This is a genomic window from Mesorhizobium sp. WSM4311, assembly GCF_002295115.1.
In the GTDB taxonomy this organism is placed as follows: Bacteria; Pseudomonadota; Alphaproteobacteria; order Rhizobiales; family Rhizobiaceae; genus Mesorhizobium.
The window spans coordinates 374,580-389,340 of the sequence record NZ_NSFV01000002.1; the positions used below are offsets into that span (position 1 = coordinate 374,580).

General features: G+C 63.5%; 15 protein-coding genes. 10 read left to right on the plus strand and 5 right to left on the minus strand.

Features of this window, described 5'->3' with window-relative positions:
- Nucleotides 1-154 precede the first annotated feature (154 nt).
- Entirely contained in the window at nt 155-508 is a 354-nt protein-coding gene (locus CK226_RS05550; RefSeq protein ID WP_095771095.1) for a SnoaL-like domain-containing protein, read from the plus strand.
- A 275-nt stretch (nt 509-783) separates the two neighbouring features.
- On the plus strand, nt 784-1,131 hold the full coding sequence (locus CK226_RS05560; protein WP_095786654.1) for an ArsC family reductase: 348 nt from the start codon (nt 784-786) through the stop codon (nt 1,129-1,131).
- A gap of 103 nt (nt 1,132-1,234) precedes the next feature.
- On the opposite strand, the gene CK226_RS05565 is transcribed toward CK226_RS05560, so the two are convergent.
- From CK226_RS05565 to CK226_RS05575, 3 genes are all read right to left on the minus strand, one after another.
- On the minus strand, nt 1,235-1,591 hold the full coding sequence (locus CK226_RS05565) for a DUF488 domain-containing protein (RefSeq protein ID WP_095771093.1): 357 nt from the start codon (nt 1,589-1,591) through the stop codon (nt 1,235-1,237).
- Nucleotides 1,592-1,614: 23 nt separating this feature from the next.
- On the minus strand, nt 1,615-2,871 hold the full coding sequence (locus CK226_RS05570; protein ID WP_095791276.1) for an aminopeptidase: 1,257 nt from the start codon (nt 2,869-2,871) through the stop codon (nt 1,615-1,617).
- Nucleotides 2,872-3,057: 186 nt separating this feature from the next.
- Nucleotides 3,058-3,972 (minus strand): LysR substrate-binding domain-containing protein, encoded by a 915-nt coding sequence (locus CK226_RS05575; RefSeq protein ID WP_095791277.1) that lies wholly within the window; start codon nt 3,970-3,972, stop codon nt 3,058-3,060.
- 95 nt (nt 3,973-4,067) lie between these two features.
- Between CK226_RS05575 and CK226_RS05580 the strand changes: the two genes are divergently transcribed.
- The 3 genes from CK226_RS05580 (at nt 4,068) to sbmA (ending at nt 6,943) form a co-directional block, all read left to right on the plus strand.
- Entirely contained in the window at nt 4,068-4,292 is a 225-nt protein-coding gene (locus tag CK226_RS05580) for a hypothetical protein (protein WP_095771090.1), read from the plus strand.
- A 115-nt stretch (nt 4,293-4,407) separates the two neighbouring features.
- Nucleotides 4,408-5,568, plus strand: a complete 1,161-nt coding sequence (locus CK226_RS05585; RefSeq protein WP_095791278.1) for a YbfB/YjiJ family MFS transporter — start codon at nt 4,408-4,410, stop codon at nt 5,566-5,568.
- A 115-nt stretch (nt 5,569-5,683) separates the two neighbouring features.
- Nucleotides 5,684-6,943: a peptide antibiotic transporter SbmA gene (gene sbmA / locus CK226_RS05590; RefSeq protein ID WP_095771088.1), complete on the plus strand. Its 1,260-nt coding sequence runs from the start codon at nt 5,684-5,686 to the stop codon at nt 6,941-6,943.
- A gap of 34 nt (nt 6,944-6,977) precedes the next feature.
- On the opposite strand, the gene CK226_RS05595 is transcribed toward sbmA, so the two are convergent.
- Nucleotides 6,978-7,985, minus strand: coding sequence for a polysaccharide deacetylase (locus CK226_RS05595; protein WP_095791279.1), 1,008 nt, complete (start codon nt 7,983-7,985; stop codon nt 6,978-6,980).
- 236 nt (nt 7,986-8,221) lie between these two features.
- Between CK226_RS05595 and CK226_RS05600 the strand changes: the two genes are divergently transcribed.
- Nucleotides 8,222-8,887 (plus strand): tetratricopeptide repeat protein, encoded by a 666-nt coding sequence (locus CK226_RS05600; RefSeq protein ID WP_095791280.1) that lies wholly within the window; start codon nt 8,222-8,224, stop codon nt 8,885-8,887.
- Between the two features lie 63 nt (nt 8,888-8,950).
- A complete protein-coding gene (gene der / locus CK226_RS05605; protein ID WP_095791281.1) occupies nt 8,951-10,390 on the plus strand; it encodes a ribosome biogenesis GTPase Der in 1,440 nt (479 codons plus the stop codon).
- An 18-nt stretch (nt 10,391-10,408) separates the two neighbouring features.
- Here the strand turns inward: der and CK226_RS05610 are convergent, their stop codons facing one another.
- Nucleotides 10,409-11,326, minus strand: a complete 918-nt coding sequence (locus tag CK226_RS05610; RefSeq protein ID WP_095791282.1) for a LysR substrate-binding domain-containing protein — start codon at nt 11,324-11,326, stop codon at nt 10,409-10,411.
- 119 nt (nt 11,327-11,445) lie between these two features.
- Between CK226_RS05610 and CK226_RS05615 the strand changes: the two genes are divergently transcribed.
- The 3 genes from CK226_RS05615 to CK226_RS05625 all read left to right on the plus strand — a co-directional run bounded on the left by CK226_RS05615 (nt 11,446) and on the right by CK226_RS05625 (nt 14,732).
- Complete coding sequence (locus CK226_RS05615; RefSeq protein ID WP_095791283.1) at nt 11,446-12,738, plus strand: MFS transporter; 1,293 nt, start codon at nt 11,446-11,448, stop codon at nt 12,736-12,738.
- A gap of 145 nt (nt 12,739-12,883) precedes the next feature.
- Entirely contained in the window at nt 12,884-14,068 is a 1,185-nt protein-coding gene (locus CK226_RS05620) for a cell wall hydrolase (RefSeq protein ID WP_095791284.1), read from the plus strand.
- A gap of 256 nt (nt 14,069-14,324) precedes the next feature.
- Nucleotides 14,325-14,732, plus strand: coding sequence for an AtpZ/AtpI family protein (locus CK226_RS05625; RefSeq protein ID WP_095786645.1), 408 nt, complete (start codon nt 14,325-14,327; stop codon nt 14,730-14,732).
- Nucleotides 14,733-14,761: the final 29 nt, after the last annotated feature.

Genomic DNA, 14,761 nt, shown 5'->3' on the forward strand with positions numbered 1-14,761 from the left:
AACCGAGGCCGCTGCCCGCGCTCCTGCAATTCATCGTCACAGAGCCGCGCTATATCGATCGTCCTGACACACTTTGTCAGCTGTCATGTGGGCACAGGTGGCAGACGGGCAGGCTCTTCCCTAATTGCAGTGCGTCTGAACAGGAGGAACACACATGACCATCACGGATATTGCCAAGGATTTCACCGAACTCCTCAAGCAGGGTGATAACGCCGGTGCTGCTGAAAAATACAATGCCGACGACATCGCCAGCTACGAAGCCATGGAGGGCCCGATGGCCGTCAGCCATGGCAAGGAGGCCCTCAGGCAGAAAAGCCAATGGTGGCAGGAAAACCATGAAGTGCATGGCGGCTCGGTCGAAGGGCCCTATGTCAACGGCGACCAGTTCGCGGTGCGCTTCAAGTTTGACGTCACGCCCAAGGCCACCGGCGAGCGTGTCGCCATGGACGAGGTTGGCCTCTACACGGTCAAGAACGGCAAGATCACTGAAGAGCGCTTCTACTACTGAGGCTGGAAGCTCCGACTTCGGAGTCGGCTCTTCGCTACAGGATCGAGAAACAAGCATGGCGGCCGAGACGGTGTCCTGGCCTCCATGCGAGAGGTTCAAATCGTCTTCACATACTCGGCAAGCTGATCGGTCACAGTGCCCCAGCCATCGAAGAAACCCATCTCTTCGTGGTTGTCGCCCGAAAATTCCGCGGTTGCGGGCCTGGGTGCTGGCAAAGCGGGAAGGGCGGTTTTAGGCTGTGGGACGGATTCGACTGTCAGCTTGAGGGACGCGCTTTGACGATTACGATCTACGGCATCACCACCTGCGACACGGTCAAGAAGGCGCGCGTCTGGCTGGAGAGCCATGACGTGGCCTATCGCTTCCACGATTTTCGTGCGGAGGGGCTGGACGCGAAGCGGCTCGATGGCTGGGTCGGCAAGGTCGGCTGGGAAAAGCTGCTCAACAAGGGCAGCACCACATTCCGAGAACTGGCGGACAAGGACAAGCAAGGCATCGATGAAAAGAAGGCCAAGGCGCTGATGCTGGCCACGCCGACGATGGTCAAGCGGCCGGTGCTGGAAATCGGCGATCGGGTTCTGGTTGGGTTCAAGCCGGATGTTTATGAGCAGGCGGTGAAGTAGGTAGCGAAGCCGTTGAAGCTGCCGATCTCCCCCCTTGTGGGGGAGATGTCCGGCAGGACAGAGGGGGGCGCTGTCCCGCCGGCCCCAGAAAGTTATGGCCGCCTCAGCCTCTCCCGCGCAAATACTCCGCCAGCGCCACCGCGTTGTTGTGCGCCTCGTCATGGGCGCCGTAGAGCAGCGTTACCTTGCCGTGGCGGAGCAGGTCGCGCAGTTGCGCAACCGCCTCACCATTCCCATCCAACTCGACGCGATAGCGTTTCTGGAACTCCGCCCAGCGTGCGGGCTCATGCCCGAACCACTTCCGCAACTCGTCGCTCGGCGCGATCTCCTTCAGCCACAGCGCCAGCGCGGCATGCTCCTTGCTGACGCCGCGCGGCCAGATGCGATCGACCAGCACCCGCTGCCCGTCATCGGCAGCGGCCGGCTCGTAGATCCGCTTGACCATCAGGCCGAACGCCATTCGACCTCCCTACGCCGAACCCCTCAGGCCCACTCGCCCTTGCGCATCACCGGCACGCGGCTGCCGTCCTTGTGGACGCCGTCAATGTCGATCTTGTCCGAGCCGATCATCCAGTCGATGTGGATGAAACTCTTGTTGCCGCCGCGCGCGGCGATCTCGTCCTGGCTGAGCGAGGCACCGTCGACAAAGCACTTGGAATAGCACTGGCCGAGCGCGATGTGGCAGGCGGCGTTTTCGTCGAAAAGCGTGTTGAAGAACAACAGGCCGCTGGCCGAGATCGGCGAGGAATGCGGCACCAGCGCCACCTCGCCGAGACGCCGTGCGCCCTCGTCGGTGTCGAGCACCTTCTTCAGCACATCCTCGCCCTTCGACGCCTTGGCCTCGACGATCCTGCCTTCCTCGAAACGCACCGAAATCTCGTCGATCAGCGTTCCCTGGTAGGACAGCGGCTTGGTCGAGGAGACATGGCCCTCGACGCGCCTGGCATGCGGCGTGGTGAAGACCTCCTCGGTCGGGATGTTGGGATTGCAGGTGATGCCGTTCTTGGCGGTCGAGGCACCGCCCATCCATTCATGGCCGTCCGCCAGCCCGACCGTCAGGTCGGTGCCCGGTCCGGTGAAATGCAGCGCGTGGAAATTGTGGCCGTTGAGCCACCCGGTGCGGCCGCGCAGCGCGGCATTGTGCGCCTTCCAATTGCCGATCGGGTCTTCCACATCGACCCGCGACGCCGCGAAGATGGCGTCGGCGAGCTTGGCCACCGCGACATCGTCGGCATCGCCGGGAAACACCTGCTTGGCCCAGGCGAGGTCCGGATAGGCGACGATGTTCCAGTTGATGTCGAAGCCGGTGATCTTTTCCAGCGCCGGCTGGTAGGCCATGGAATTGGCCTTGTTGGCGCGCGCCACTTTTGCCGGGTCCTGCGCCGACAGGAGCGACGGATCCTCGCCTCGCACGGCAAGCCTGGCGGCATTGTTGGAAAAAGCCTTCGCCATGCCTTCATAGAGCCAGCCGGCGGCGCAATCGAAGCTGGCGTCGGCGCCGAAGCGATAGCGCGCCAGCGTCATCTCGTCATCGTTGAAGATCGGTGTCACCAGACCGGCACCGGCCTTGTAGGCGTGCTCGACGATGCGCCTGGTCAGCGGCAATGCCGCGATCGACGAGGTCAGTACGAGATCCTGGCCGGGCTGCAATTGCAGGCCGACCTTGATGGCGACTTCCGCCAGCCTGTCGAGCTTCACCGGGTCGATCGTTGCGGCAACGCCGCGCGAATGTGTGGTCATGATCCTGCCTGCCGTGATGTGAGGTCCGATACCTTACATAGACCGGCGCCACCCGCCTTTCCACCGCGATTGCGCTGGGCCAGTTCAGGCCATGGCCCCAAAAGCGGGCACCGGTTTTCGAAAAAAGATCATGGTCGACCAAAAGCGACAGAGCGCCATCCCGATTCCATCGGGACGAAACAGGCTCTATGCCGCGCTTTCGAGAGATCCGAACTGCGCCATCGTCGCCTCGATCTCTTCCTTGATCCAGGCCTTGAAATCCCGGACCTTGCGACTCTCCGTCTTGGCCGACGCGGTCACCAGCCAGTAGCCGAGCCCGCTCTGGGCGCGGATGCTGAACGGCGCCACCAGCCGCCCGTCGGCCAGCGCATCCGCCGCCAGCAACTGCCAGCCCAGCATCACGCCATGGCCGGCAATCGCCGATTCCAGGCACAGCATCGGGTCGGTGAAGCGCGCGCCTTTCTGGAACGCGACGGGCGCGACACCGGCCGCCGCGAACCAGCTCTCCCAGTTGATCATCGCCCGCTCGTCGGTGATGGCGCAGGTCTGCGCAAGGTCCTCGATCGATTTCAGTTTCCGGGCGATGTCAGGTGCGCAGACCGGGAACACTTCCTGCGCCAGGAGCAGTTCAGTCCGCCCGCCGGACCATTTGCCGTCGCCAAGCCGGATGGCGATGTCGACGTCGGAATGGTCGAGATTGGCCAGCCGCACCGAAGCGTCGATGCGCAACAGCACGTTGGGATGGCGGTCGAAGTGACGCGACAGTCTGGGCAGCAGCCATTTCGAAGCGAAGGCTGGCGCTGCCGAGACGACCAATGTGCATTGGCTCGCTTCGTCGGCCAGCGCCACGGCCTGGGCAAGCTCGCGAAATCCAGCCCCGAGGCGGGTCGCGAAGACGGCGCCGAACTCGGTCAGCACCAGACCGCTCGCCGTGCGCTCGAACAGCGCCTGGCCAAGCTGCTTTTCGGTGCGGCTTATCTGCTGGCTGACGGCGCTGACGGAAACGTTGAGCTCGGCGGCGGCCGCCGCTAGCGAGCCGAGACGGGCAACGGTTTCGACGGCGCGAAGGCCGTTGAGATGAACGCGGTTGAGCATGGCCATTTGAGATTTTCTAAACTGGTCCGGCTGAAATCTCAATTGAAAGACGCGAGGGAACGGCAGACTTTGTCGTGGGAGCCAGATCCGAGGAGGCTCAAATGTTAAGGCTGTTGTCGTCGCTGAAGGTTCTGTTTGCTGCGGGCACGCCGTCCGGGTCGCGCGCGCAAAGCGACACGCAGACCTGGCTGACCGATCCGCTGTCGCATCCTGTGCTGAACACCATGTCTGAGCGTGAATTGGGCGACGTGCCGTTCAGGCTGACGGCGCGGCGAACGGTGCACGAGACCGCTTCATTGCACGCCGGTTTGGGTGGGCGCTGCTGAGCCGACGACGCGCCTTCGGCTTGACTGGAAGTCGAACCCGTCGCGCCTCTGCGCGCGCACTGGCCCAACGGATGGCGGATTGTTTCAACGATCCCTGCATTTATTGTGCGCTGCAATGAGATCGGCCACCTCAACAGCACTGCGCTTCACCCTCGCCGGCATGATCGCGATGGCGGTGGCCATGGGCATCGGCCGCTTCGTCTACACGCCGATCCTGCCCGGCATGATGGAGGAGCTGCATCTGTCGCCGGCCAACGCCGGGTGGATCGCGTCCGCCAACTATCTCGGCTACCTCGTCGGCGCGTTTGTGGCGGCGGGCGGCTGGGCGCATGGGCGCGAGCGTGTGCTGATGCTGGGCGGCCTTGGCGCCAGCACCATCCTTGCCGCGTTGATGGGGCTGACCGACGCCATGGCCGCCTTTCTCCTCATCCGCTTTCTGGCCGGTCTGGCCAGCGCCTTCGTCATGGTGTTCATGGCCAGCATCGTTTTCAGCCATATCAATGCCGCCGGTCGTGGTGACCTGCAGGCTTGGCATTTCGGCGGTGTCGGCCTCGGCATCGCGATCTCCGCGGTGATGATGGCGGTGCTGGTCACCGAGCATGCCGGCTGGGCCGCGGGCTGGTTGTGGTCGGCGGCAATTTCGGCTTGTGGCTTCGTGGTCGTGGTGCTGCTGGCGAACGAAGGCCCGCTCGCCAATGGCCAAGACGTCCGTGAACCGGCGCTGCCGAAAGACCGGTCGCTGATGAAGATCATCATCGCCTACGGTCTGTTTGGCTTTGGCTATGTAGTGACGGCGACGTTCCTGGTCGCCATTGTCCGACAGGGCGGCGGCAGTCGCGTCTTCGAGGCCATGGTCTGGCTGGTCGCCGGCCTTGCCGGTTTTCCCTCGGTCTGGCTGTGGCAGAAGATATCAGGGCGGGTCGGGCTGAACGCCGCCTATGCGCTGGCATGTCTCATAGAAGTGATCGGCGTCACCGCCAGCGTGGCGCTTGGCGGATATTTAGGACCGCTGCTTGGCGGTCTGCTGCTCGGCGGCACCTTCATCGCCATCACCGCGCTTGGCCTGCAGGCCGCGCGGCAGCAGGCGCCAACCGCGCCCCGGCGCGTCTTTGCCTTGATGACGGCGTCGTTCGGCCTTGGCCAGATCATCGGCCCGATCGCCGCCGGCCTGTTGGCGCAGATGTCAGGCGATTTCTTCCTCGCTTCGATCGTCGCCGCGGCCATGCTGGTGGTCTCCGGCGCCATCACATGGTCGGCCGTGCCAAAATCGCCATGATTTGTGGTCTTGCTCTGCGCCGGGCATCGGGGCAGGCATTTTCTTTCCCACTAATGTGTGACCTTATGCCCGCCGAAGTCAGCTGATTTGCCCACCAAGCAAGGAATTCGCCACAGTGTTCGTATCCTTCTTCCCGCAGCCGAAGCTCTTTTTCTCTTCGGCCGCCATCTGGAGCCTTGCGGCAATCCTGTTCTGGTTTTTCGGCGGTGAGCAATTGGGCGCCGTTTTCGGCCTGCCAGCAGCCGCCGCCGACGCGCCGCCCATCATCGGCATCGCTGTTCTCGTGTCGAAGCCGTTCCTCTGGTTCTACATCTATTTCGTGGCCTGCGTGGCCATCTTCTACGCATTCTGGAGTTGGTATTCGCCGCATCCGTGGCAGCGCTGGTCGATCTTGATGACGGCGGTCATCCTGTTCTTCATCTATTTCAATGTGCAGGTAAGTGTCGCCGTCAACGCCTGGTACGGGCCTTTCTTCGACTATGTGCAGGGGCTGATGTCAGGGACCGGAAAATCGACCAACGGTGAATTTTATACCGGGCTGGCCGACTTTTCCTGGCTCGCGCTGGTCGGCATGAATGTGCAGGTGGTCAATGCCTTTATCGTCAGCCATTGGATATTCCGCTGGCGCACGGCGATGAACAACTACTTCATCGAGAACTGGACCAGGCTGCGCCATATTGAGGGTGCTTCGCAGCGCATCCAGGAAGACACGATGCGGTTTTCGCAGATCATGGAAGATCTCGGCTCCAGCTTCGTCCAGTCGATCATGACCTTGATCGCTTTCCTGCCAGTGATGATCCAGCTGCAGGCCCATATCAGCGAATTGCCGATCGTCGGCGCGATCCCGCAGCCCCTGGTGGTCGCGGCGCTGGCCTGGTGTCTGTTCGGAACGATCTCCGTGATGATTGCCGGCCTGAAACTTCCGGGGTTGCAGTTCCGCAACCAGCGCGTCGAAGCCGCTTACCGTAAGGAACTGGTATACGGTGAGGATCATGCCGACCGTGCACAGCCTGCCACCACCGCCGAACTGTTCGCCAATGTCCGGCACAATTATTTCAGGCTCTATTTCCACTACATCTATTTCAACGTCGTCCGGTACACCTACCTGCAGGCCGACAACATCTTCTCGCTGCTGATCCTGGGTCCGTCGCTGGTCGCGCACAAGATAACGTTCGGCGCGCTGAACCAGATCTCGAACGCCTTCGGCAAGGTGACGGGTTCGCTGCAATTCCTGCTCACCTCGTGGTCGACCATTGTGGAGCTGCAATCGGTCCATAAGCGCCTGCGCGCCTTCGAGGCGACGCTGCTGGGCGAACCGCTGCCCGATATCGATCGGCGCTATCTGGCAAGGCAGGGCGCCGAAGATCCCGCCTGAGGAGATTTGGGTTGATGCCAAACAGGTTGGCGGCTCAGCCGCCAACCGAGGCCTGCTTCTGGACGACAGCCTGCCGCGAAACGTAGTCGCGAAAACTGATGCATTCGACATCGGCCTTGACGCAGACCTCGCCGGCAAAGCGCTCCAGCGCGTTCCAGTAGGCGCCGTCATTCATCAGCGTGAAGTGGAAGCCGAGTTCCAGCGGAATGCGCTTGCCCTGATACTGCGCGTCGAAGGCGGCGCGAAAGGCCTGATAGGTCCGGTTAGCGAACTCGTCCGCCATGCTCGGCCGCTCGAAACCGCCGGAATGCCTGACATAGAGATTGTAATCCATGGCGATTACCGGCCTGGATTTCGGTCCTTCCGGGATCTGCGGCAGTGAAAAGCGGGTGATGCCGCCGACGGTCGGCGGCTGGGCAGGACCTTGCGAGACGCCGCTGGCGTCGAACTCGTAGCCGGCGGCGGGCAAGGCCTCGTAAAGCGCCTTGCTGGCCGACAGATACGGCGCGCGGAAACCGATCACGGCATGCCGTGCGAAGTCGCGCCAGCCAGCGGGCTCAGGCGCGATGCCGTTGATTGCATAGGCATTCTCTAAAATGTGTTCGAACGAGGCGAATTCTTTCAGCCAATCGGCCTTGCTCCAGTCCTTGCCGTCGAAATGGCCGCAGGCATGGCTGGCGATATCGTGGCCTTCATGCGTGGCAAGGCCGATCTGCTCGAGCCGCTCGGCCACTTCCTGCTTGGAAGCGGCAAAGCCGATGTTGGATTTGCCGGCCGTTTTGCCTGGTGCGGTGTATTCCTGGCGTGTCTCCTGCGACAGCAGGAAGACGCAGGAGAGAAAATAGGTGAAATGCGCGCCGGTGCGCTGCGCCAGCGCCCGGCTGCGCTTCCACTGCGAGATGTCGCGGGCGCTGTCGAAGGAGATGATCACCACCTGCTTCGGCTTTGCCGGCATTGGCGGCGCGGGCGGATCGGCCAGGGCCACGCCGGCGGTGGCGAGGGAGACAAGCGAAAACGCGGCAACGCGGGACAAACAAGGCATCGGCAAACTTACAGGCTCCGGGCGGTCAGCAAGCCGGCTATCCCCGAAATGTGGCATGGGTGCGATTGGGCTTTCTGCCGGTTTGCCTGGGCAAACATCCGTTTGCCCTGGGTAAACATCCGTTTGCCCGGTGGGAATAGGCGATTTTCAGGCCGAACCCCTTCCATGCCGACAAAATTTCGCTAAAACGCGGGCTCATGAACCGCCCCGGCCCGGGGCAGGAATGGTTTTGATTGATGTCCGACGACAGTTTTATCCGTGAAGTCAACGACGAGATGCGTCGCGAGCAGGCGCAGAAGCTGTGGGACCGTTTCGGCCCGGCCTTGCTCGTCATCGCCATCCTCGTGGTGCTCGGCACCGCCGCCTTCGTCGGCTATCGCTATTGGGACGAGACGCGCGCCAACCGCTCCGGCGATGCCTTCTCGCAGGCGCTGAAGCTGGCCAATGACGGCAAGAACGACGAGGCGCTGGCCGCGCTCGATCAGCTGGAAAAGGATGGCTACGGCGCCTATCCGCTGCTTGCCCGCATGCGTGCCGCCACGGTCAAGGCGAGCAAGGGCGACGCTGCTGCCGCCGTCAAGGATTTCGACGATGTCGCCGCCGACACCGCCATCCCCCAGGGCATTCGCGACATGGCACGGCTCAGGGCAGCGCTGCTGCTCGTCGACCACGGCTCCTTCGCCGACGTGTCCAGCCGCGTCGAGGCGCTTACATCGGACACCAACACGCTGCGCCACACGGCGCGCGAGGCGCTCGGCCTTGCCGCCTGGAAGGAAGGCAAGACCCAGGACGCGTTGAAGCTGTTCGACCAGATCGCCGCCGATGACGGCGCCCCGCGCAACACCCGCGAGCGGGCAACGCTGATGTCCGAGCTGATCCGCGGCTCGGGCAATGCCTCGTAAATGCATGTCGCCCAAAAGTGCGCAGCGGTTTTGGGACAACGACATGCATGATTGTAGGACCGCATGACCTTCAAAGTCGCCATCATCGGCAGACCTAACGTCGGCAAATCGACCCTTTTCAATCGGCTGGTGGGAAGGAAGCTGGCGCTTGTCGACGACACACCGGGCGTCACCCGCGACCGTCGCGTCCATGCCGCCAAGCTTTACGATCTGCATTTCGACGTCATCGACACAGCCGGTTTCGAGGACGCCGGCGCATCGACCTTGCCCGGCCGCATGCGCGCGCAGACCGAGATCGCCATCCACGAAGCCGACCTGATCTTCTTCACCATCGACGCCAAGTCCGGCCTGCTGCCGGATGACAGGACCTTCGCCGAGATCGTGCGCAAGTCCGGCAAGCCGGTCGTGCTGGTCGCCAACAAGGCCGAGGCCAAGGGCGCGCAGGGCGGCATGCTGGAAGCCTGGGAGCTTGGACTTGGCGAGCCGATCCCGGTTTCCGCCGAACATGGCCAGGGCATGCCCGATCTGCGCGATGCCGTGATCGCGGCGCTCGGCGAGGCGCGCGCTTTCGGTGAGGACGAAGGGGGCGAAGACGACGAGATCGCCGCCACCGAGGTGCTGATCGGCGAGGATATTGCCGACCCCGACGCCGAGGATTTGCACGCTTACGACGACACCAAGCCGATGCGCATCGCCGTCGTCGGCCGCCCGAACGCCGGCAAGTCGACGCTGATCAATGCGCTGATCGGCGAGGAGCGGCTGCTGACCGGACCGGAAGCCGGCATCACCCGCGATTCGATCTCGGTCGACTGGGATTGGCACGGCCGCCGGCTGAAGCTGTTCGACACGGCCGGCATGCGCCGCAAGGCGAGGATCCACGAAAAGCTGGAAGTGATGTCGGTGCAGGACGGCTTGCGCGCCATCCGCTTCGCCGAGATCGTCATCATCGTGCTCGATGCCACCATTCCCTTCGAGAAGCAGGATCTGCAGATCGCCGACCTGATCATCCGCGAGGGAAGGGCGCCGGTGATCGCCTTCAACAAATGGGACCTGATCGATCATCCGCAGGAACTGCTGGCGGAACTGCGCGAGAAGACCGAGCGGCTGCTGCCGCAGGTGCGCGGCATCCAGGCGGTGCCGGTCTCGGCCGAGACCGGGCGCGGCCTCGACAAGCTGATGGATGCGGTTCTCAGAACCCACAAGGTCTGGAACAGCCGCGTTTCGACCGGCAAGCTCAACCGCTGGCTCGAAGCCATACTGGCGCATCATCCGCCGCCCGCCGTTGCCGGGCGCCGGCTCAAGGTCAAGTACGTCACCCAGGCCAAGACCCGGCCGCCGGGCTTCGTGGTCCAGTGCTCGCGTCCGGATGCGATGCCGCAATCCTATGTGCGCTATCTCTCCAACAGCCTGCGCGAAGCCTTCGACATGCCGGGCGTGCCGATCCGCATTGCGCTGCGCACCTCCGACAATCCGTTCGCCGGCCGGGCCAAGAAACGCGGCTGAGCCTCAGTGCTCGTCCGATCAGGCGACCGCACGCAGGCCGGTAGTCCCCGCATTGCCCGGCAAGGCCTGCCGCGCCGCCTCCAGCAATATGGCGGCGAGGCGGGCCGCCACCGGCTCGGGTTCGGCATCCCGGCGGTGCAGAAAGAGCGCCATCTTGGGCAGTGCCGGCAGACCGGCAATCTCCGGCGTCATCGCGCTGACGCTGGCCGGCAGGCCGACATCGGTGCGGATCGTCAGCCCCAGGCCAGCCGCCACGGCCGCCCAGATGCCGCCGAGGCTCGGGCTGGAGAAGGCCATGCGCCAGGGCAGCCCGCCGCGATCGAGCGTCTCGGTCGCAACCGTGCGCAACAGGCATGGCGCCTCGAGCGCCACCAGGGGCAGCGGTTCGCCGTCGCGCAGGCTGGTCTCGATGCGCCTTGCCGGGCCGATCCAGCGCATGGGAACATCGGCGACATGCTCGCTGTAGGGCAGCGTCTGGCCGCTATGCCAGGCGAGCGCGATGTCGAGGCTGCCTGACATCACCCTTTCGGCAAGCTCGTGGCTGCGCGCGATCCTGGCCTCGATCTTGACCTTGGGGTGGGCACGGGCGAAGCGACCGAGCACATCCGGTAGCACCGCTTCGCCAAAATCCTCCTGCAGGCCGAGCCGCACCCAGCCTTCCAGTTCGACATCATGGATCGCCGCCGCCGCCTCGTCATTCAGCTCGAGCAGCCGGCGCGCATAGCCGAGCATGGTCTCGCCGGCCTCCGTCAAGGCCAGCCCACGCCCCGATTTGCGGAAGATCGGCGTCGCTGCCTGCTCCTCCAGTTTCTTCAATTGCGCGCTGACCGCCGAGGTCGACCGGCCAAGCCGGTCGGCGGCCTTGGCAAAGCTGCCCAGCTCCATGCCGGTGACGAAACTGCGGAGAACGTCGAGGTCGAAGGTCACGCGTCGCATGGAAACGTCCTGTTTTTCAGGATCAATAATCAAAAACTTCCTGATTTTAAGGATGAACTTATGGCGCTAGGGAAATGCCGTCAAGATCCACGCGACTGGACCACCACGGGAATGAAACCATGTCCTCCATTGTCGACTGCACCGACCAAGACACGCAAAAACCCCTGGGAGGCAGTGCTGCCGGCCCTACCGGAAGGGTATTCAGCCCTGGCCACCGCTGGAAGGTCCTGGGCATCGGTGTCGCCGCGAACGCCAGCTTCTCGGCCACCTTCTCCGGCATACCGGCAACGGCGGTCGTGCTTCGTCAGGGCTATCACCTGAGCAATGCCGAACTTGGCCTGGCACTCGGCCTTCTCGGCCTGGGGGTTGCGCTGAGCGAATTGCCCTGGGGCTTGCTTACCGATCGCTGGGGCGATCGCCGCGTGCTGCTGATCGGGCTTGGCGCGACGGCGGCCTGGCTCCTTGCCATGGCCATGCTCGTCGTACCGACAAGGTCAGGCGTTCCCGATGTCATGCTCCTGTCGGCAAGCCTGCTCCTCACCGGCCTGCTCGGCGGCAGCGTCAATGGCTCGAGCGGCCGAGCCATTATGGGCTGGTTCCGGGAAAGCGAGCGCGGTTTCGCCATGAGCATAAGGCAGACGGCGGTGCCACTTGGCGGCGGCCTAGGCGCGCTTGTCCTGCCTTCGCTCGCCTTGGCTTTCGGCTTTGCCGCGGTGTTCGCGCTGCTGGCCGGCGCCTCCGCTCTCTCGGCGCTGTTTGCCTGGCGCTGGCTGCATGAGCCGCCGACGGCGGGGCACGTCGTCGCGTCGGCTGTGGCCGGACCGGCGCCGCTGCGCAACATCGAGGTCTGGCGCATCGCCACCGCCATCGGCCTGCTCTGCTTCCCGCAGGTGGCCGTGCTCACCTTCGCATCGGTCTTCCTGCACGACTTCGTCGGGCTGGGGACGGCGGCGATCAGCGCGAGCCTCGCCGCCGTGCAGATCGGCGCCATGGTCATGCGCGTCTGGAGCGGCCGCTTCACCGACCGCCATGGCAACCGCCGCCAGCTTCTGCGCGCATGCAGTGCGCTCAGCGGGTTGGCCTTCTCTGTGCTTTGGCTGATGGTCATGGCCAGCTCCACATTGCCGGGCGGCCAGTCCTTGCTGATTGCCGTCCTTCCCTTGGTGCTGATTGTCGCGGGTATCTCGGTTTCCGCCTGGCACGGCGTCGCCTATACCGAGCTTGCCACGCTGGCCGGCGCCGGCCATGTCGGAACCGCGCTCAGCTTGGCCAACACCTTCGTCTTCGTCGGCTTCTTCCTGGTGCCGGTGGCCATCCCCGGGCTGCTGCACCTCTGGTCATGGTCAGGCGTATGGTTGTCGGCCGCCATCTGCGCGCTGGTCGCCTGGCCCGTCTTCCTGCGGCCGGCCTGAACGTCCCGGCCGCAAAACCGCCCGACTTCCAAACCACGACCTTGAGCCGACTGAGAAAACCCGATCGATCCCGTTAACGTCCCATCAAGGTTAATGCATCATTTTGCTCTCCAGTGGGGTCAGTAGCGTTCCTGGAGAGAGTTCCGTGCATCGACGCGTCTTGAAGCGGCTTGTTGCCGCCGCCGGTGAGAAGAAACGCAATTTTGTGTCTCCTTTCATCATCGGCCTCGGCATCTGGATCGGCTTCCCGACCGTCGCCGCCTACCAGGACATGACGAGCCTCGTTTCCGGCCTCGAATCGCCGACCGCGCGCTGGAATTCCTATGTCGAGAGATCCGTCGCAGGTTCGACCCATGCCGCCGAGATGCCCTTCGTCGATTCCGACGTCACCGGCTCGATCTCCGGATCGGGTATTCACCTGGCTGGCGTCGGCAACGTTTCGTTTCGCGGCAAGGGCGGCAAGGTCAGCGGCTCGCCCGACGAGGACCGCGTGGTGCGCGCCGACAAGAAGGGCCGCATCGTCCAGGTGTCGCCCGTTGCGCCGCCGAAGAACTTCAACGCCGGTTCGATCTTCCAGCGGACCTCTTCCCTGATGCGGCCGAGCATGGACGGCGGCCTGAAGATGGCCTTTGCCAAGCCGCAGATCAAAGGCAAGGAAATCCAGATCGCCGCGGAATTCCATGCGCGTGAAGACAAGAAGCCGGATCCCGGCATGCCGGCCATGCTTGCCGCCTTGGTCAACAACGATCATCCCGATGTTCTGGCAACGGCCTATGCGCAGTCCGAGCCGGACTATGCCAAGGCCTCGCCCTTCGAAGCCCTGCTGCAGGATGAACAGCCCAACAGCGGCCGCTTTATCCCGCCGATGGCCAAGGGCGACCATTGGTGGATTCAGAACCCGCTGCCGGCCAGCGTCTTCTCAAAGCCTGAGCAAAAGTGCCTGGCCAACGGCATCTATTTCGAGGCGCGCAGCGAATCCGTTCGCGGGCAGGCCGCCGTTGCCCAGGTCATCCTCAACCGTGTGCGCAATCCGGCCTATCCCAATTCGATCTGCGGCGTCGTCTATCAGAACGACAGCTGGTTCAACCGCTGCCAGTTCTCCTTCGCCTGCGACGGCAGGAAGAAGCGCATCGACAGCCCGGCCGCCTACAAGACCGCGCAGGATATCGCCATGGCCGTCACCGCCGGCAAGATATTCATTGCCGAGGTCGGATCGTCGACGCATTACTATGCCCAATATGTCCATCCGGGCTGGGCGCGCACCATGCAGAAGATGACGAAGATCGGCCTGCACATCTTCTACCGCACCTATGGCGGCGGCTGGAGTTGAGAGCTCGCCGGCCGATGGTCTTTTCCATCGGCCGCAGGCTCGACCAGGCAGCCATTGCCGGGAGGATTCGCGCAGCGCATCCCCATCATCGCGGCGGGCACGATGTCGCACCTCGCTAATTAATTGATTTTATTGCTTAAAATACATGGCAATGATCTTCCGCCCGTGGCTTGACGGGCGCAAACCCTCTAACTATGTTGCCGGCGACTTTAGAAGCGGACGGACGGTGACGGTCTGACCGGGCAGGGGGGTTGCGATGGCCGATAAAAACAGGCCAGACGGAACCGGAGAAACCGGCCGCGGCAAGCAGCATGAACCTGACATCCGCGACGACGATCTTGAGCGACGTCGGCGTGAACTTGAAGCATCGCTTGCGACAAGGCTGCCGAACCGGCTCGAGGGGAAAGACGACGCGAAAGCGGGCAGTGCGGCCGGATATGGCCAGGCGGTCAAACTCTCCAGTGAATTTATCGCTGGCGTGGTGGTGGGCGCCGGCATCGGCTGGATCATCGACCGTATGGCGGGGACATCGCCGTGGGGTCTGATCGTTTTCCTGCTGCTTGGTTTTGGCGCCGGCGTGCTCAATGTCATGCGTTCGGCAGGCGTTGTGGCAGAATTCGGACAGGGCGACAAATCACGCTCTGGCCGGGACGACAGCAAATGACCGCCTTTCAGGCGGCATTCGGAAATAGC

Excerpts from the sequence above, each read along its gene's own strand:
- CK226_RS05550 (WP_095771095.1), top strand. The coding sequence starts at position 155 with ATGACCATCACGGATATTGCCAAGGATTTCACCGAACTCCTCAAGCAG.
- CK226_RS05565 (WP_095771093.1), bottom strand. The coding sequence starts at position 1,591 with ATGGCGTTCGGCCTGATGGTCAAGCGGATCTACGAGCCGGCCGCTGCC.
- CK226_RS05570 (WP_095791276.1), bottom strand. The coding sequence starts at position 2,871 with ATGACCACACATTCGCGCGGCGTTGCCGCAACGATCGACCCGGTGAAG.
- CK226_RS05575 (WP_095791277.1), bottom strand. The coding sequence starts at position 3,972 with ATGGCCATGCTCAACCGCGTTCATCTCAACGGCCTTCGCGCCGTCGAA.
- CK226_RS05580 (WP_095771090.1), top strand. The coding sequence starts at position 4,068 with ATGTTAAGGCTGTTGTCGTCGCTGAAGGTTCTGTTTGCTGCGGGCACG.
- CK226_RS05585 (WP_095791278.1), top strand. The coding sequence starts at position 4,408 with ATGAGATCGGCCACCTCAACAGCACTGCGCTTCACCCTCGCCGGCATG.
- CK226_RS05595 (WP_095791279.1), bottom strand. The coding sequence starts at position 7,985 with ATGCCTTGTTTGTCCCGCGTTGCCGCGTTTTCGCTTGTCTCCCTCGCC.
- CK226_RS05600 (WP_095791280.1), top strand. The coding sequence starts at position 8,222 with ATGTCCGACGACAGTTTTATCCGTGAAGTCAACGACGAGATGCGTCGC.
- der (WP_095791281.1), top strand. The coding sequence starts at position 8,951 with ATGACCTTCAAAGTCGCCATCATCGGCAGACCTAACGTCGGCAAATCG.
- CK226_RS05610 (WP_095791282.1), bottom strand. The coding sequence starts at position 11,326 with ATGCGACGCGTGACCTTCGACCTCGACGTTCTCCGCAGTTTCGTCACC.
- CK226_RS05615 (WP_095791283.1), top strand. The coding sequence starts at position 11,446 with ATGTCCTCCATTGTCGACTGCACCGACCAAGACACGCAAAAACCCCTG.
- CK226_RS05625 (WP_095786645.1), top strand. The coding sequence starts at position 14,325 with ATGGCCGATAAAAACAGGCCAGACGGAACCGGAGAAACCGGCCGCGGC.